A 17,225-nucleotide genomic window follows, 5' to 3' on the forward strand; every position below is an offset into this window, starting at 1 on the left:
GTCCGCAAGCTACCGACCCACATCGACCCCACCCCTTCAGACCAGCACCGTTCGGCATTTAGTTCAGTCAACGGGGCGTCCGCTGCCCGATGCTGCGCGTGGATCCACGCGCACGACCACGGCTGGCCGCAATTATCGAGAACCTGCGTGACCGCATCGCCGAAGCCCGCACCAATGGCTGGCTCGGAGAGATACAGGGCCTACAAATCAGTCTCGACGCGGCCGCAGGAAAGATGGCCGCTCTTAACCGCGCCGAGCGCCGGACCGTTGAACCGGTACTTCTCGGCATCCCCCGATAAGGAGAATCTCGTCGGTGAGCGGCGCCGATTCGCCGGCGAGACAGATCCGCGCTTGCTCGCGACATGGCACCCGCAGAAGTCAGCACGCGGGCCCAGGTCGACCATGTCAGTGGCGAACGACCCGATCTACGGCGGAACGATCCGTTGCGCGGCTAGAACTGCATCACCGCATCGTCGCGGCACTTCGGACTGATCCACTCATCGATGATCACGTCGGAAAAGTCCAGGATCGGCTGGTCGAGATTCTGAATGATCGACAGGACGTCGGGGACTGAGCGCGAAGTCCAGTAAAGGGCTTGCTCCATACCGGGGCAAAAGACCGAAAGATGGCCTCCAAACTGATCAACTCCCGCAGTGAAACCGTCACGGAGAAAACGTCGTTCAGAAGTTGCGCCGCCAAGCGGCGCACCATCATCCCCGCGAACGGCTACTACGAATGGATGAAAAGCGAAGAGGGAAAGAAGATTCCGTACTTTCTTCATGGGGAAGGTGACCTGGAAGTAATGGCTGGACTCTACGAGTTGTGGCCCGATCCTGAACTGCCCGAGGGCGATCCGAACAAGTGGGTATGGACCTGTGCAGTCTTGGCCCGGCCAGTTATCTACCCCTCCGACGGCATAGTTGTGACGTTGGTTAGCGAGCGATCGGCGCGACGTCACTGGCCGATATCCGCCCCGTGACGTGGCACGTTGGTGACGTGTGTCCGCAAGGGTGCGGCCGTCGCCAGTCGTCGCTACACATTCCCCGATGTCGATCCTGGATGCGATTGTGGAGCAAGCAGTTTCTCGTTCGAGTGAAGAGCGCCCGCGACTTCTATGAGGCCGTGCTGTCGCGACTGGCCAGTTCGTCCCACCACGTCTTGATTGCGTTGCTGAACTCGGCTGGTGCGTCGGATTGTAGGAAGTGGCCGACTCCGGGGAGCACCGTCGTGGTGTGGTCGGGGAAGGCCTCTTCGAAGCGCTGACGGTATTTGTCGGTGAAGATTGGGTCCGCATCTGCCCACACGAGCAGCGTGGGCAGTTTCTCGAGTGCGCTGAGTTGGCCCTCCAGATCGGTGAAGAACTTACGAGCCCCGACGAGTTCTCCGGGAAGGGCTGCGCAGGCGCGGCGGCGTGCTGGCGTGGGCATTGCCTGGCGGTAGTGCGCCATTTCGGCGTCGGAGAGCTTCCGCCGCTTGTGTGCTGAGGGAATGTAGTACTCGACCATCAGATTGAACCGTTGGATAAGCGCGCGTCCGATCGGGCTTCCTACGCCGCGGGAGAACAGTTCGCTGGACGGGTCACCGTTCAACGGCCATGCCCAGGTGTTGGTGAGGATGAGGCGTTCGAACTTGTCCGTTCGTTGCTGGGCGGCATATAGGCCGAACGGGCCTCCCCAGTTGTGGCCGACCAGTGTCAGTTGCGTCAGGTTCAAGCGGTCGAGGAAGGACACGAGCAGGTCCGCGTGATCGCGGGCCAGGTACTGATAGCCGGGTGCACCGGTCGAGAGGCCGAATCCCGGAAAGTCCACGGCGATGCACCGGAACCTGTCCCGGAGGTTGGTGATTGCTTCGCGGTAGGCGAAGGACCAGACCGGATTTCCGGTCAGCATCAGCAATGTAGGACCCGAGCCCTCGTCGACGTAGTGCACGACGTTTCCGTCCAACTCCACGAAGTGGCTTTCGAACGGGAACAACTCGTTGTCCACCCATGCCGGGCGTTGGCCCGAAGGCTGTGTGGTCGTCATGTGCTGATCCTCCTGTTTCGCTGTTTTCGCATCGACTTGTTCTTCTGTAGTTCACAATCAAACATGAAGTAGATGATGGGAGAGGCTGAATGAGTGAATTGATCAACGACGTCCTGGCTGCACATGGCGGCGCTGAGCGTTGGAAGTCGGTTTCGACGATTACAGCTCGGGGACGTATAGGTGGTCTGCTGCCCACTCGCTTCGCCGGCAACAAGCTGGCCAGTTTCACTGCCGAGGTGCACGTCGCCGCGCGGCGCACCGTCCTCCATGATTTCCCACAAACCGGCAATCGTGCTGTGTTCGACGGAGGCGACGTGAGGATCGAAACCCGCGACGGAGAACCACTCGCCACCCGAATCGATCCTCGTTCAGCATTTTTCGGACGCACCGGTATCCGCCGCAACGTCCGGTGGGATCCACTCGACACCACTTACTTCGCCGGATACGCCTTGTGGAACTACCTGACGGCACCACTGTTGCTCGGACGCGCCGACATCGTCGTTACCGAAGGTGAACCATGGCGGGAATCAGGACAGACATGGCGGCGGCTCCATGCAACATTCCCCGAACAGATCGATACCCACTGTCGACGACAGACCTTCTACGTCGACCCTGCTGGCTTGATCCGACGCCACGACTTCGTCGCTGAACCAGTTGGCCGTTGGGCGGCGGCCTCGATCTACTGCGATGACCACCGAGAGTTCGAGGGGCTCGTCTTCCCCGTCCGGCGCCGTGTGCTTCCCAGGGGTCCGGGCGGCCGAGTTCTCCCCAGGCCGACGCTGTTGGCACTCGACTTCGACGAAATTGGGACGGAGGTCTGACCGGTGAGTACGGAAGAGGACAAGTCGGCAATCAAGCGGTCTTACGGCCAATACTGCGGGTTGGCGCGGGCACTCGACGTCGTAGGCAACAGGTGGAGCCTGCTCATCGTGCGTGAGCTGCTCGGCGGCCCTGCCCGATACGGGAAACTTCAGGCCGGGCTGCCGGGGATCTCCACCAACCTGCTGGCCGAGCGTCTGAGGGAACTCGAACAGTCCGGCGTAGTTCAGCGCCAACTCGACACCGACAGCAACGCCATCGCCTACACGCTCACCGCCTGGGGAAGGGAGCTTCGCGGTGCTGTCACGGCGTTGGTGAACTGGAGTACGCCGCTCATGATTGCAGGTCCGCGTGGCGACAGTTTCCAACCTCATTGGTTGGTGGTCGCGCTCGAATCACTGATGGAGGGCAAGCGAATTGAGGTACCTGCGACCATCGGCTTCGAGGTCGACGGCATGAACCTCGCCGTTCGCGTTGACGAAACGGGTGCCCGCGTCGCGCTCGAAGTCGACGTACAACCCGAGACTGTCCTTCGAGCAGAACCGATGGTGGTACTTGGCCTTGCATCGGGCATGCTGACGACCGACCAGGCGATCGCTGCTGGCGAGCTCCGCGGCGAAAGCCAGGACCTGGCTGCGATTTTCGGCCCCTGACGAGTCTTGGTTCTGCGTGCGACGAACGGTGGAGACAGAAGCGGTTCTATAAGCGCATGGATCGCCCTCCGGTGCCCGACCATCCTTTCGTCTCGGTCACCGACGCTGCAGTGCGTCACGATTCGTCCGATGGGACTGGTGAGTCCGTTCGGTGATCTGCGTGGGCAACGGCGGGGGAGCCATGGTTGCGAATGGTCAGTCACTACGATGAGAGAATTGCGTACCTGTGGCTCTCGCTGGGATCGGTGAGCGGCAGTAATGAATACCAGAGAAGGCACGAATACCAGCGAAGGCGGGAGGCGAATAATGGCAGGCCTTGGTGAACACATCACGGCGATGGTCCGTAGTCATGCCTCCGGCGACGACTCGGTGTTTTACTCCGTTGCTCTGCAGGTCGCGGCCCGTGAGGCGAAGCGTGGGCACCACGTTCTCGCTGCGGATATTAAGCAGGCCGTCGATACCTCACGGCAGATCACTCCCCGTAGCAACGTCACGCAGCTCGTGCAGCCGCGCGGCGACCTGGCCGAATTGGTCGAGGCTTCCCATCCTCAGATCGAGCTGCGGGAGTTGATCGTGCCCGGCGAGCTCACCTCTCAGATCGAGCAAGTGATCGCTGAGCAGCGTCAGCGCAAGAACCTCGTGGAACACGGGTTTGCGCCGATACACCGCCTTTTGCTGGAAGGACCACCCGGCACGGGTAAGACGATGACGGCATCAGTACTGGCTCACGAGCTGGCCTTGCCGATGTTCACCGTCCGGCTGGACGGCCTTCTGAGCAAGTACATGGGCGAGACCGGCAGCAAACTACGACTTGTCTTCGACGCAGTCGCTGAGCGGCGAGGTGTCTACCTCTTCGATGAATTCGACGCGCTTGGTGCCGATCGTTCGGGGAACGATGTCGGGGAGGCGCGGCGCATTCTCAATTCTTTCCTCGTATTCCTCGAGCAGGCCAGCCCGGAGTCGATTGTCATCGCCGCAACCAATCACCGCGACATCCTCGACCGCGCGTTGTTCCGACGGTTCGACACGGTCCTCACCTATGACCTTCCCGATGCCCGTCAGGCCGGCGTGGTGATCCGTGCACGCCTCGGTTCGCTGGCAACAGGACTGAGCTTGGCGAAACTCACTCAGTACACCTCAGGTCTCAGCCATGCCGACCTGGTCAAAGCAGCCGAGGCCGCCGCGAAAAAGGTGCTCATGCGCGGTGACGCGCATGTGACTCGCGAGGACATCGTCGCGACCCTCAAAGCGCGACGGTCCGCGAGCGTTGGCTGAACAACCACGGCACCTCGACCATCTCTATGTCGTCGAACAGGCCGCTGACGAAAGTTTTCACCGGGGCGGCCAAGGGGACGTCAAGATCCGTCCCGTAGAGCGGCGGGCGCATGGCCTGGCACTCCGAGGTGAGCTCGACAAGGCGTTCGCCGACATCGACACCGAACGCCATACATTAAGCGTCAGTGAGGAAGAGCTGCGGGCGCTCGGCAGTGTGATCGTTCTCGAAGGTGCGCACGCGGCGTATCCGTTGAAGCTGGATCAGTTGAGCCAACTCACGCGGCACCGGAAAACCCCCAAGCGCCCGAAGTGGCTCCTCCTGTCGGTGCACCAAGCAACGGCTACGGAACCGGAGCGAGCCACAGTCTGGGTGTCTGACGCGCACCGGCCGCAGTTCGTCAAGATCTTCGAGGACTATCTTACGAAGGTCTCGACCAGAGCGGTGGAGGAGCATTGGACGACGCCGGACGGAAATCCGGTAAACCAAGCGCTGGTGGCGAACATCGCACGGATCCGGCAAGCGTTCCTGGACGACTTGTGGACCTCCGCTGGCGAACCGCCTCGCTCCGGCCGACACTGGTGGGAACTCTGGCTCGATTCCACCCAGCCGCATCTCGACACCTTCAACGGATTCCTCGCCACCTACCAACTGCGAACATTGCCCCGGTCGGTTGCCCTGCGTGACCGAGTTGTCGTGTGGGTCGAGGCGACCTGGTCGCAACTCCAGATCCTGCCCGTCACGAGCGTCCCCCTGGCCGAGATCCGGAAACCGGAATTCATCGACACTATCGAAGATCTCCCTGCGACCGAACAAGACGAGTACGTTCGCGATCTTGCGGAACGGCTCGTACCCGCAGCCGATCACGCCCCCGCTGTGTGCCACCTCGACACCGGCGTCAACCGAGCCCATGTGCTCTTAAAAGATTCCCTCGCCGTGGCAGACTTGCACACCATCATCGGCATCTCCGGAAGCGATGTGGAGGGGCACGGGACCACGATGGCTGGTCTCGCGCTCTACGGCAGCCTCGAAGAGCACCTCACCTCCACTGGGCCAGTGCATCTCAGCCTCCGCCTGGAATCGGTCCGGATGATGCCCTCGAAGTCCGAGGCCGCGACGAACCCACGCGACTACGGCACAGCCACTGTCGAGGCCGTCGCGATGCCGGAGATCACCGCACCAAGGCAGCGTGTGTTCTGCTTGACCCTCAGCACGAGCCCGGACAAACCGGGAGAGCCCACGCTGTGGTCGGCGGCGGTGGACGCGCTTGCCGTCGGAACCGACACCGCCCGCGACGGGGACCAACTGCAGCTACTGTCCGCACCCGACCCTGACTCCTCCCGGCTCTTCCTGGTAGCAGCCGGAAATGTCGACAGCTACCAACTCGACCACCGCACCGAGTCCGACACGTCAGCAGTAGAAGATCCCGCTCAGGCATGGAACGCCCTCACCGTCGGCGCACATACTGATCTGGACGGCATACCTGAGGACCCGCAGTACCGGGGTTGGAATCCGATGGCGGAGCGCGGAGGGCTCTCCCCACACAGTCGGACGTCGGTGATGTTCAACCAGCGGAACTGGCCGATCAAGCCTGACATCTGCATGGAGGGCGGAAACGTCCTCACCGACGGAGCAGGGACCTTCGAAGACAAGCACCCGATGTTGTCACTGCGCACTACAGGCACAGCGAACGATCTTGCTCTAGCCTCGGCAAACGCCACCAGCGCCGCTACCGCTCAAGCTGCCCGCCTCGCGGCCTTGGCAGTCGCCCGGTACCCGGACTACTGGCCGGAGACGATCCGCGGACTACTCACCCACGCCGCCGAATGGACCCCATCGATGGAAGCAGAGGTTCGCCAAGACCAGCGCAAGACCGATCGTCTTCAACTCCTGCGCCGCTACGGGTGGGGAGTGCCCACGGAGGCCGCAGTGCTGAACTCTTCACGTCAGGCAGTCACTCTGGTCACCCAGGACCAGTTCCTCCCCTTCGAAGGCGACGATTTTCGGATGCGGCGGTTTCGGCTACACCGTTTGCCGTGGCCGTCCGACGTGCTCGAACAGCTTGGCGCAGAAAGCGTACGGTTGCGAATCAGCCTGTCGTACTTCATCGAACCATCCGCATCTCGCCGAGGTTGGCGCCAGCGCTACGCATATCCTTCCCACAGCCTGCGATTCGATCTCCAAGGTCCAGTCGAGACCCAGCCGGAGTTCATTGCCCGTATCAATCGCGATGCACAGCTCAGTGAGGACGGTTCACCTCGCACCGGAACCACAACGGACCGCTGGTTCATCGGACCCAACCAACGCAACTTCGGGTCTCTACATCAGGACGAGTGGAATGGCACGGGAACTGAACTCGCGCAATGCAACTCCGTTGCGGTCTATCCGGTCGGGGGCTGGTGGAAGAACAACCGTCGTGCCGACCGCGTGAACTTTCCCGTGCGCTACGCACTGTTGCTTTCATTGCGGACCGATGAGCAAGACATCGATCTCTACACTCCAATTGCCAACCAGTTGCGGGTGTCCGTTCCCGCGGAGATAACAACGACCTAGAGGCCTTCAATTTTCGACGACCTTGTACAAGAGGGGCACGTCTTGGGTGGGCAGTTCAGCCGGAGTTTGCTCACCTCGGCTCCCCGACATCAGGATCGAGGACACGAGCCTGCCGATACCGATACGCCGCTAACGGACTACGAGCGCTCGTAGTCCGGTTAAGGGCTTGCTCCCGGCCTGGGCGAAAGACCGGAAGATGGCGTCCAAGTTGATCAACGCCCGCAGCGAAACCGTCACGGAGATTATCTGCCCCTGCCAGCTTCGGGATAGCGACTTTGCATCATTTGAACTGCGCGTTATGCGATGTTGACCAGCTAGGAGTTGCTCAGGCATGTAAGGCATGGCAGTGCCCGGGGGAGCCTTTGGTGATTGATTTTCCTATGGCTGTCAACGGTGTCGAGCCGAGTTGGAGTCGTCCTGGGTCTCTAGCCCCTGTTAGTCCGATTTGTGATCGGGCTAGATCCGGGGAGTAGATCGTCGCCGGTGCGGAGCGTTCGTGTCGACGATCCCTTACCAGCCGAAGGGATCTTTGTCGGACCCTGGGACCCATACGTTTTCGGGTTCAGTCCATAGACGCTGTTTGATCATCTTGCGAGCCGCACGCCGATTACGTCCGATCAACCGGTCTAGATAGAGGTGGCCTGCCAAGTGATCGGTTTCGTGTTGTAGGCATCGAGCCAGATAGCCGGTGCCTTCGACCGAGATGGGCTGGTTGTCGACGTCCACCCCGGTTACCCGCGCCCACTCGGCTCGCCCTGTCGGGTAATGCTCACCGGGAACGGAAAGGCACCCTTCCAAATCCTCCGGGTCGGGCATCGTCTCTGGCAGTACTGATGTCTCCAGTTTCGGATTGACGACGTGACCTCGGAACCGCCGGCCGTCGTCGATCAGGTCGTAGACGAAGACCGACCGTTGGTCTCCGACTTGATTAGCCGCGAGCCCAGCCCCGTTAGCTGCCGTGTTCGTCTCGTAGAGATCATCGACGAAAGCTGCGAGTTCGCCGTTGAACACCGTTACCGTGACCGCTGGTGTGGTCAGGCGTGGGTCGCCGGCGATGAGGATCGGTCGAATAGTCATACGAAAGAGAGTACTCAAATACGAGTACTCAGGTAGAACTATGGGTATGAATCCCACGCGGCTGTTCGTCCTCGGCGCTCTCTCCAAGCGAGGACCCATGCACGGTCACCAGCTTCGTCGCGACGCCCGCGTGGATCGTGCGGAACTGTGGTCGCAGGTCAAGCCTGGCTCGCTCTACGGCGCTTTGCATCGACTCGAAGGCGAGGGGCTGATCAGACCACTACGCACCGAGCAGGACGGAGCGCTGCCCGCCAGAACCGTCTACGAGATCACCGAGGAAGGGGCGAGAGAACTGCGAGCCCTGCGGGATGAGGCATTCACCGAGTTCGAACTCAAACCGGACCCTGTCGACCTCGCCCTGGCCGTAAGTGCGGACCTCGACCGCGAGGTATTGCGCGGCTACATCGAGGACCGTATCGCGGTCCTTGCTGCCCGTGAGTTGCAGTTCGATCATCAACTCGACCGGCGGTGGCCAGATCAGAGCGTCGCGGACGATCTCATCGTCTCTCATGCAAAGATGCGTATCCAAACCGAAATATCTTGGCACAGAGAGGTGCTCGACAGTATCGACAAACTCGAAGCGCGTTAGCTTGTGGCAGTCGGAAGGTCTCCCTGGCGCGCTTAAGCATGTGCCGTCAGGGCACGGTCTTGTGTCATTCGCAGGCCGTGGCGAGCCGAGCAAGCATCTCGCGCAGGATCGTGGCATCGCTCTCTGTCAGCGCTGCGTGAAGGAGTTCGTCTTCCGCTTCCCTGATTTTTCCGCGGACCGCATCGAGCAAGGTTTGCCCACTTGAAGTAATGCCGACAGTGCGCTGACGTTGGTCGCGGGAGCGTTCGCGGCTGACGAGTCCCTGCGAGACCAATGCGTCCAGATGTCGACCCAATCGAGTGGGGTCACGGCGGGTCCGGCGGGAGAGCTCCACCTGAGACATGGCGGCGCTCGAGGCGACCTCGGTCAAGATTGCGTACTCCCACATCGACAGTCCGGCATCGCGCAATAGGGGCTCCTCCAGAGCGCCTAAGCGCGGCAGGACTCGAAACATGAGCGCAGCGAGGTCTGCCTCTTCGTGTGCTGGATTTTCGGAACCGGTCATGGACGGCCTTCCCATTATCGTCTACCGTAGTAGAGGATCAGTTCATCTACCGAGGTAGAGGATCAAGTTTAGTTCTCTGCACATTTGACGTTAATTCACACCTTGCCGGTCTCGGCACCTCGACCACGACCAAGTGGTCGAGTGTGATGTCTCGGCTATGCCCGAAGGGGGCCGCTATGGACGTATCCATGTTGCACACCGTGACCGAAAACCTCGCGGGATGGCTCTCTGAGGTCACCCACGGCGATCTCAGGCAGCAAACGCCGGTGCCTGCATGGGATGTCGGCGACCTGTACGTGCACCTCATCGACCGAAATATCGCCATTACTGCAGGGCTCACCCATCAGGTAGTACACGTGCCCCATCAAGTCGACTCATCGCGGAGGTCGGCCCTCGACACCTCGGCAAATATCTACGGCGGCGGGTTCGAGGAGCTGTATCGTCAGACGGCCCGCCGAGCGGAGGAAGCCTTCATATCCGTTTCCTCTGCTGAGCTGCGCTACTGCATTGACGGGGTCGACCTCGACGCCGGCGCCATCTATGACAAGCACGTCAGCGACACCGTCATCCACAGTTGGGACTTGGCGCAAGCGATGGGATTCGACTACCGCCCGGCCGCCGAGGTTGCCCACCGGACCCTGACGGTGCTGCAGAAATCGCCGATCGAAAATGTCGATTCGGTATGGGCGAGTGCGCTCAGAATGTCGGGCCGGGTCTAACGGTCGAACTATGGTTGCATCCGCCCGATGGACAGCATCGTTGTGCGTGTGGAGGTGCCGGAGGCGCACGGAATTGACGTGTCCGAAGTTCTTGTGTGAGTGGAGAATTCTCCATCGGTGAGTGCTTGTACTGTTCAAGGGTTTTCGTTGTCCAGTACTTGGTGCCCGAGCTCGCGGTCGAGTTGGCTGGTTTGTTCGCGAATCATCCGGCGCAGACCCGTGCGAGCCGCGGTGAGATCGTCTTCTGTGGTGCGTAGTGCGTTCTGCAGGTCGATGTTTTCTTTTGTGAGGCCACGGATTTCGTCTTGCAGCTTCGAGTTGGCGGTGGTGAGGTCGTCGACGCGGGAGCGGAGATGGTGGGTGGATTCTTCGTCGAGTTGGCGGCCGAGATTGTGTCGCAGGGCGGTCGTGAGTCGGTCGACTTCGGAGCGGAGGGCGCGGTTGTCCTGACGAGCGAGTTCTAGGTCGGTTCGTAGGCTGGCGGCACTGGCGCGGGTGCCAGTCACTGTTGCGCGGTCCGGTGCGGCGGCTTGGTCGGCGCGGGCCTGTTCGATGTAGCCGCGTATGCCTTCGGCGTAGACGAGCCAGGTGGACACGCCCGCAGCCTTGGCGACGGCGGTGAAGGTGATCGGGGTGGCGCTGGTTTTCATCTGGTCGACAACGGTTTTGACGTGTGCGCGTTTTCGTTGGGATGCTTGTCGGCGCGCTTGGACCAGGACATCGGCGGAGGTGCGTGAACTGCTCATGTTGCGGTGTTCTTGCCGATTACGTGCAACGGCAGTGAGCGGCCTGCGATGCCCGCACGTGATTTCCGCAATACGGCCGAGGCTTCGTCGACGCGGGCTCGTTCGTCCGGGGCGAGGGTGTCGAGCTGGTCGGTCATGGTCTGGTGCACGTGGGTGAACGCGTCGATCTGTGCGGTGAGGTTCTCGACGACGAATCCAGCGACGTCCATCGCGTGGGCGGTTTCCCGGTCGGCTTTGAGCGAGTTGATATGTTCTTCGATCGCGGTCAGGTAGGACGGATCGGGCCGGTAGAAGCCGCATCCGGCGCATTGGAAACGCACGGGGCAGGCTCCGCCGCCGGCTTTCACGTTGGACGGTTCGATGCAGTTGCCGAATGGGACCGCGACCGCCCGCACCTCGTAGGCAGCTTGGTCGTTCATCGGGGCCGGCCGCCCGGCCCGGTCGACGGTGAATGAGGCCACGGTCGCGACGGCTTCACGTTTTCGGCTGGTAGTGATTTCGTAGTAGATCGTGGTGGTGTTGATGTGTTTGTGGTCCATCAGGTCGCGCAGTACGTCGACGGGCACGCCGGCATCGGCGTGCCGTTGCGCGTAGGTGTGGCGGAGTGTGTAGGGGTAAACCAGGGTTCGATCGAACGGGAGTGGGATGCCGTCGGCATCGACGGAATCGGAATCGAGCCGGTCTATCTGGTCCACCCATGCCCGCATCACACGGGAGATGTAGTGCGTCCGGATAAACGGCTCGCGTGCAATCGAAGACTTCGCGGGGAACAGGTACTCGCTGCTCGCAGGTGGTGCTGGCAAGGTCTGTCGGATTTCCTGCCACTCGCCGATCGCGGCAGCAGTTGCCCGGGTAATCGGTAGTTTGCGGCCGAGCCGTTTGGATTTGATGTTGTTCCAATGCAGCGTTGGTTCGTCATTTCCGGTCACACAGTCCCGGAGCAGACTGGCGACCTCAAGTGGGCGTCGACCCGTGTCGCGCATGACAATGAAGATAGTTCGGAACATTGCGTTGACCTGCCCGGGGGTGAGTTCGCCGTGGCTGAAGCCGACACCGATACGGTCAAGGTTGGCATCAAGCTGCCGGAGAACCGAAGCAGGCAGGGCTCGACCAACTTCCTCCTCGCGGTCGCCTGTGAACGGAATCATGTGGAAGCGGTGCCGGTTGAAACCGGGACCGAGCCCGTTGAGCCGCCCGTTGATGCGGCCGTACTCGATCAGCTCGAAGAACCGCCGCGCCATGGTGCGGCGCCGGCTGACGCTCAACACTGCGCCGTCGGCGTGGCTGAGTGTGCGGAAAACCTCCACGACCTGGTCCATGTCGGCACGGTCGAGGGCAGGTGGTCTCTCGCCGAGGTCGGCGCGTTGTCGCAGCGTTCGCGCGGCCAGAGCTGCCGCGCGCACCGTTTCGACCATGATCCTGCCCTCGGGCAGCTCTGTGCGTGCCCATGTACGGGTGAGTTCGCGCAGCCATTCGACCTCGATCTCCCCGAAATCTATGGTGCCGGCTCGACGACGCGGCCCACCGAGCATGGCGGGGTCGGGCTGTACACCCAACGTAACTAGATCCCACACCATCTTCTCGGTGTGCTCGATGCCGAGCATCTCGTCGTGTGCCTGACGCAACGAGCGCGCGAACTCGACCAGGTGCGCTTGCACGCTTGAGGTTCCGTGGCTGGCGATGAGCGAGGGTAGATCCTTCTCCTCCATCGTCGCCACGCTCGGCACCCGCTCCAACTCCCGCACAACTTGCCGCATGACACCAGGGGAGAGCCGCCCGTTGCGATGGTCCCGTTGCTGGACCGCGTAGAGCACTTCCCAACGAAGCTGCTCCGAGAGATGACCGAGCGAAAACTGGTTCGCTCCTAGATACGGAGGTTGGGTGCGTGCAAATACCTCGACCGGAGTATCAGGCGTGTTGGTCTTGCGGCGGGTGTAATGCAACGGGCACAACGGAATTGCCCCGCGTGGTGTCAGTAGACAGCCCAACACCAGGCACATACGTTCCTGTTCTGGACCCAATGGTTCGGCGACACAAGTGACCCAGGTTCCGAGTTCGGTTGCCGGATTCTGTCGTGAGTGTGAGCGCCACTCGGAGTAGTGACGTCGACACAAGCCGCGTACATCGAAGCGCCGAGCGCAACGTACACCGTTGCGCTCCACTCGGCATTGTTCTGTCCGCTGCCCGTACTTCGTGCGCGGCCGGTCGGGTACATGGGTGTCGATGAACTCGTCTCGAGATATACCTGACTTGCTCAGCGCGCGAACACAATGCGTGCACATACCGCGGTCGCCGAGTATTTGTGTGCACGCCCGGGTCACGCAGAGGTCGACGGTGCTCTGCGGGTTGCCAGGGTCCGCGGTGCACAACCACAGCTCGTGGTCCCATTCACCTGGCCGCCAGCTCGTGTCGGTGTGTCGGCGCAACCACCGGATCCAGTCGGACTCGACACTCGGTGAGAACATCGACGCTGAGTGTTGCGAACTAGTCATATCCCTCCAGTCTTGCTGCCACTCGTTCCACCGCAGCACGTTTGGCCGTTTCTGGCGGGTGCAGGTACGGATCCATCGAGACCGACGACACGTGTCCGAGGAGGTCCTGCACGACATCGCGGGGCACACCATTCTCGATCCATCGGGTGGCGGCTGTGTGTCGCAGCATGTGCGGGCGCGCTGTGAAACCCGCAGCCGCGGAAAGCCGCGCGAACAACGATCGCACGTTGCCGTAGCGCATTCCGTCGCCGATCGGCTCGTGATAGAGGTTCACAAAGACCAGGTCAGACTCCATCGCGCCCGCGACTGCGAACCGTTCGTGCTGGTACTGGGCGTAAAGGCCGACCAGATCGTTCACTACCGGAATCGACCGTGGATACCGGGATTTGGCGAGTGCGCCGTTGGCATTGCATCGTCGGCGCACATGGACGTGCGGGCCGTCGGTCGAGCATCCGACCAAAGCGCCACGAGGTAGCAGATGCAGATCCTCACGGCGTAGACCCAGCGCTTCGCCGACTCGGATACCGGTGAGAGCCATCAGAGTTATCAGAAACCGGTCTCGGGTTCGCGCCGCCGCTGCAATCAGCTCGTCTACCTGCCGTGCGGTCAGGAACTCGATCTCGGGTACCGGCGCCGTCAACTTCAACGACTTCGCCCGGATGGAGGCGAATTGGCCCATCTCCCCGCTGTCGTGGCCCGGCAGGTATCGCAGGTCTTTTCGATGTGACAACCGTGGTATCAGTTCTGACGAGACCCAACCGTGCGCCGCGGCGAACCGTAAGAACTCGCACACCGACGTCATCACCGCGTTCGCTGTGCCCGCGCTGCGAAACCGCGTTGGCGAACTCGGTCGGCGCGGCGGCAACGGCTCAGCGACCAGCCACCGCAAAAAGCGCGCCAAGTCGCTGAACTGTATTTTCTGCCAATCGAATCCGAATCGCCCGCAGTAGCTCAGAAACAACGCTATACGGCTCGCGTATACCCGCTCGGTGTTCGGTGACCGGTCCAATGCGCGCAGCGCCGCTAAATACGCCGACGCTTCGGTGTGCACGCGGTACGCGCCATCGATCACGACATAACGGAGTGAGTCATCCGATGGTGACATTGCCCGTTCCGCGACGAAGACGTCCACATGACAAAGCTAACCAACGCGCCAGCAAAGACCCTGATAACGAAAAGGAACGTCGCACGAACAACTGTCGACCAACGTGCCTCCACCAGGCAACCAAGAGTAGATAACGGAGAAGCCGTCATTCAGAAGTAGTGCTTCCAAAAGGCGCGCCATCATCCCGGCCGCCGGATACTACGAGTGGATGAAAAGTGAAGCAGGGTCGAAGATTCCCTATTTCCTTCGCGGCGAGGACGATATTCTCGCGATGGCCGGGCTCTACGAGTTGTGGCCCGATCCTGAACTGCCCGAAGATGATCCGGACAAGTGGGTATGGACCTGCACAGTCTTGACTCGGCCAGCCTCAGATTCCTTGAGGCACATACACGACAGATCCCCGCTGATCCTGCCCGAATCGTTCCGGGAACACTGGCTCGACCCGAACCTCACCGACAAAGGCGAGGTCCAGGCCATGATCAACTCAGTTCCGGAGCCGCATCTCGAGCCCTACGAAGTCTCGACTGCGGTGAACAGCCCTCGCAACAACAACCCGTCACTATTGGAGCCGGTCTGACCACACGTCCATTGGCGCACAACGCGACCGGCAACTTTCGTCTGGCCGCGATGAGCCGACGGTCACCGCGGAGCGTCGTGGAGCCGAAACAGAGCTGCCGCTTCGAGCCCATCCCGCAGGTACTCGTACTCCCCCACCAGCGCTGAGCGCAGAGTCAGCTCGTCGAGGTCCGATCCAGCATTGAGCAGCGCGCGGAGGGCTGTGTCATCTCCGCGTACCGGTTGCCCGAGAAGGTCTTCCGAAGCCTGCTCGAGGAAGTCCGCGAGGGAGGAGAGTGCTGAATTCGGCTCCCCGGACGAACCCGGTGCAAGGACGAAAGGCACAACGCGTGTCGGATCATGGCCAACAGCTCTCCACCTCCCGGACTCGTATCCGTAGGCGAAGTTCAGGATTTCGTCGTTGCTTGCGGTGTCGAGCCACCAGGGTTCGGCACCGTGATCGCACAAGACGGCGCGGCCGCCCTCCAAAACAGGATCAGGGTCGTGCCGATCGAAACCGAAGATCGCAGCACGGCCGCCCGAAAGCGAAATGAAGTCGAAGTGTGATCCGCCGCCGTCACGGTAGGTGACTCGATTGTTTTCGATGGTGAAGGTCGAATGGAGGTCAGAGAAGGAGAAAACTGCCGCGTACGCTGCCGCCCATCCCGCGAGCATCCGATGTGCTGCAGCCGGATCCGGAAGGTCGATTTCAATCGGAGTCATCGTCAGACCGTAACGCTCACCCCAAGTGCGCTCGGCCCGGCGTGCGCCGCACCACAGGATCACCTGCCAGCGGAAGTCCGCGGCCACTGGAAGCATGAGCACATGCTCACTATCCGGATCACCGACAACGCCGCAGCATTCCTCGGTCTCGGCGTCGGGTTCTCCACGATCGACCCCACCGACGGCCTCACACCGCAGCTCAGGGCGAAGTTGAATCGCGGAATAGAACGCCGCGGAAAGCTCCTGGTCTGGGCGGACTCACGTGCCGACGACGCGAGTCCTCCGGCGAACTTCTTCGACTACACCGGGTGGGAATGCAACGACAGTTCATTCCACCTCGAAGACTATGTGCCACTGCGCGCCCCGAATGCCGTCGCTGAAGACTTCCTTCCCTCCGGCCTTCCGGTCGAGTCGATGGGACCGTTCATCACCAGATCCGATCAACGCGCGTTGCTCGAGCAAGGCATCGCGTTCGCCCGCGAATTCGCTCAGCTTGTCTACGATCTGCCCGAACCCACCCCCGTTCGCTGCATGATCTTCGTCAACAGCAATTGCGGAACCTTCCGGTTTCACCAGATCGAGCCCGGCGTGGAGTGGACCGCACTCAACCGCCTTGAGGACGACTACCCCACCAAGTTCAGCAGCAAGGGCGTCGTCGTCGACATCATCCCCTCCACCACCAGAACTTATCGGTGCCAAGTCTGTGGATACCCTGGATTACGCGAGCGGCCCTATGCCCGAGATGGTTCGGGTTCCGGCGAGAGGTGTCCAGCGTGCGCGTTCACGTTCGACGCGGCCCCCGGCGCCGACCAGCACCGCCACAGCAGGCAATCGAGCACGCATGAACAGTGGCGTGAACGCTGGATCTCCGGCGGAATGCGGTGGCAGAGCGCCCCGGAGGTGCCTCAACCAGTGATCTGGGAGCCGGTCAACGAACTCGCCGAATTACTCACCATGCGCCAGCGACCACCACAATGATGCAACGAAAACAGTGTGCCGTTACGATCCGGTCGATCCCAGGAACGGCGTGGGCTCGCTTGTTGCACAGGTGCTCAGTACGCGGTTGATGGCATCCTTCTCTGCCTGGGTGACCCACAGGTTGTAGGTGGACTTCACGTCGACCTGCGTGGCGACGTACCGGCAGCGGAAGTCCTTGTTGGGTGGGAGCCAGGTCGCGGCGTCGCCGTCACTTTTCTTCTGGTTTGCCGGCCCGTCGACGGCGAGGAGGTTGCGGGGGTCGTTCGCGAGATTGCGTCGTTCACGCTCGGTGAGTTTCTGAGCACCGACCTGCCAAGAGTTGCTGAGTGCGACCACGTGTAATCCGTAGCTAGTAGGTAGTGCCGTTGACATCATCCTGGGCTTCCTTCCACGGATTCGGGATATGTGGGCGAC

Annotated in this window: 17 protein-coding genes and 1 pseudogene; 10 read left to right on the plus strand and 8 right to left on the minus strand. The window is 61.5% G+C overall.

All coding sequences use genetic code 11. The features are described from left to right. Positions 1-625 precede the first annotated feature (625 nt). Positions 626-979 carry an SOS response-associated peptidase family protein gene (locus AC1Q61_RS31945; RefSeq protein WP_338481190.1) on the plus strand — a complete coding sequence of 118 codons (354 nt, stop codon included), beginning with the start codon at positions 626-628 and terminating at the stop codon, positions 977-979. Positions 980-1,112: 133 nt separating this feature from the next. Here AC1Q61_RS31945 and AC1Q61_RS31950 read toward each other — a convergent pair whose 3' ends face one another. Beyond that, complete coding sequence (locus AC1Q61_RS31950) at positions 1,113-2,024, minus strand: alpha/beta fold hydrolase (RefSeq protein WP_338481189.1); 912 nt, start codon at positions 2,022-2,024, stop codon at positions 1,113-1,115. An 89-nt stretch (positions 2,025-2,113) separates the two neighbouring features. Here AC1Q61_RS31950 and AC1Q61_RS31955 point away from each other — a divergent pair, with 89 nt between their 5' ends. The 4 genes from AC1Q61_RS31955 (at position 2,114) to AC1Q61_RS31970 (ending at position 7,322) form a co-directional block, all read left to right on the plus strand. After that, positions 2,114-2,845, plus strand: a complete 732-nt coding sequence (locus tag AC1Q61_RS31955; RefSeq protein WP_261949431.1) for a hypothetical protein — start codon at positions 2,114-2,116, stop codon at positions 2,843-2,845. 3 nt (positions 2,846-2,848) lie between these two features. Continuing rightward, positions 2,849-3,496 carry a winged helix-turn-helix transcriptional regulator gene (locus tag AC1Q61_RS31960; protein ID WP_338481188.1) on the plus strand — a complete coding sequence of 216 codons (648 nt, stop codon included), beginning with the start codon at positions 2,849-2,851 and terminating at the stop codon, positions 3,494-3,496. A 306-nt stretch (positions 3,497-3,802) separates the two neighbouring features. Beyond that, entirely contained in the window at positions 3,803-4,771 is a 969-nt protein-coding gene (locus tag AC1Q61_RS31965; protein ID WP_076949338.1) for an AAA family ATPase, read from the plus strand. After that, positions 4,764-7,322, plus strand: a complete 2,559-nt coding sequence (locus AC1Q61_RS31970; RefSeq protein ID WP_338481187.1) for a S8 family peptidase — start codon at positions 4,764-4,766, stop codon at positions 7,320-7,322. Before AC1Q61_RS31965 ends, AC1Q61_RS31970 begins: the two co-directional genes overlap by 8 nt. A 510-nt stretch (positions 7,323-7,832) precedes the next feature. Here AC1Q61_RS31970 and AC1Q61_RS31975 read toward each other — a convergent pair. Further along, a complete protein-coding gene (locus AC1Q61_RS31975) occupies positions 7,833-8,399 on the minus strand; it encodes a peptide deformylase (protein WP_372027957.1) in 567 nt (188 codons plus the stop codon). 46 nt (positions 8,400-8,445) lie between these two features. Between AC1Q61_RS31975 and AC1Q61_RS31980 the strand changes: the two genes are divergently transcribed. Then, the gene (locus AC1Q61_RS31980) at positions 8,446-8,988 is read left to right on the plus strand and encodes a PadR family transcriptional regulator (RefSeq protein WP_372027958.1); all 543 of its coding nucleotides are present in this window, start codon (positions 8,446-8,448) and stop codon (positions 8,986-8,988) included. Between the two features lie 64 nt (positions 8,989-9,052). Here the strand turns inward: AC1Q61_RS31980 and AC1Q61_RS31985 are convergent, their stop codons facing one another. Next, positions 9,053-9,493 (minus strand): MarR family winged helix-turn-helix transcriptional regulator, encoded by a 441-nt coding sequence (locus AC1Q61_RS31985; RefSeq protein ID WP_372027959.1) that lies wholly within the window; start codon positions 9,491-9,493, stop codon positions 9,053-9,055. A 200-nt stretch (positions 9,494-9,693) separates the two neighbouring features. On the opposite strand from AC1Q61_RS31985, the gene AC1Q61_RS31990 reads away from it, so the two are divergent. Further along, entirely contained in the window at positions 9,694-10,212 is a 519-nt protein-coding gene (locus tag AC1Q61_RS31990) for a maleylpyruvate isomerase family mycothiol-dependent enzyme (protein ID WP_492651442.1), read from the plus strand. Between the two features lie 134 nt (positions 10,213-10,346). On the opposite strand, the gene AC1Q61_RS31995 is transcribed toward AC1Q61_RS31990, so the two are convergent. After that, positions 10,347-10,958 (minus strand): DUF6262 family protein, encoded by a 612-nt coding sequence (locus AC1Q61_RS31995; protein ID WP_372027962.1) that lies wholly within the window; start codon positions 10,956-10,958, stop codon positions 10,347-10,349. Then, a complete protein-coding gene (locus AC1Q61_RS32000) occupies positions 10,955-12,958 on the minus strand; it encodes a tyrosine-type recombinase/integrase (RefSeq protein ID WP_492651443.1) in 2,004 nt (667 codons plus the stop codon). Before AC1Q61_RS32000 ends, AC1Q61_RS31995 begins: the two co-directional genes overlap by 4 nt. 99 nt (positions 12,959-13,057) lie before the next feature. On the opposite strand from AC1Q61_RS32000, the gene AC1Q61_RS32005 reads away from it, so the two are divergent. Next, complete coding sequence (locus AC1Q61_RS32005) at positions 13,058-13,207, plus strand: hypothetical protein (RefSeq protein WP_372027965.1); 150 nt, start codon at positions 13,058-13,060, stop codon at positions 13,205-13,207. A gap of 235 nt (positions 13,208-13,442) precedes the next feature. Here AC1Q61_RS32005 and AC1Q61_RS32010 read toward each other — a convergent pair whose 3' ends face one another. After that, a complete protein-coding gene (locus AC1Q61_RS32010; RefSeq protein WP_492651444.1) occupies positions 13,443-14,555 on the minus strand; it encodes a tyrosine-type recombinase/integrase in 1,113 nt (370 codons plus the stop codon). Positions 14,556-14,685: 130 nt separating this feature from the next. On the opposite strand from AC1Q61_RS32010, the pseudogene AC1Q61_RS32015 reads away from it, so the two are divergent. Next, positions 14,686-15,132, plus strand: a pseudogene (locus tag AC1Q61_RS32015) (SOS response-associated peptidase); the annotation flags it as partial. A gap of 62 nt (positions 15,133-15,194) precedes the next feature. On the opposite strand, the gene AC1Q61_RS32020 reads toward AC1Q61_RS32015, so the two are convergent. Further along, a complete protein-coding gene (locus AC1Q61_RS32020; protein WP_338481186.1) occupies positions 15,195-15,929 on the minus strand; it encodes a hypothetical protein in 735 nt (244 codons plus the stop codon). Positions 15,930-15,935: 6 nt separating this feature from the next. Between AC1Q61_RS32020 and AC1Q61_RS32025 the strand changes: the two genes are divergently transcribed. After that, on the plus strand, positions 15,936-16,811 hold the full coding sequence (locus tag AC1Q61_RS32025) for a hypothetical protein (protein ID WP_082900796.1): 876 nt from the start codon (positions 15,936-15,938) through the stop codon (positions 16,809-16,811). Between the two features lie 21 nt (positions 16,812-16,832). On the opposite strand, the gene AC1Q61_RS32030 is transcribed toward AC1Q61_RS32025, so the two are convergent. After that, positions 16,833-17,225 (minus strand): HNH endonuclease family protein (locus AC1Q61_RS32030; protein ID WP_492651445.1); only part of this gene is annotated, 393 nt, incomplete at its 5' end.

This window comes from Rhodococcus sp. MPR-R1B (assembly GCF_058793255.1).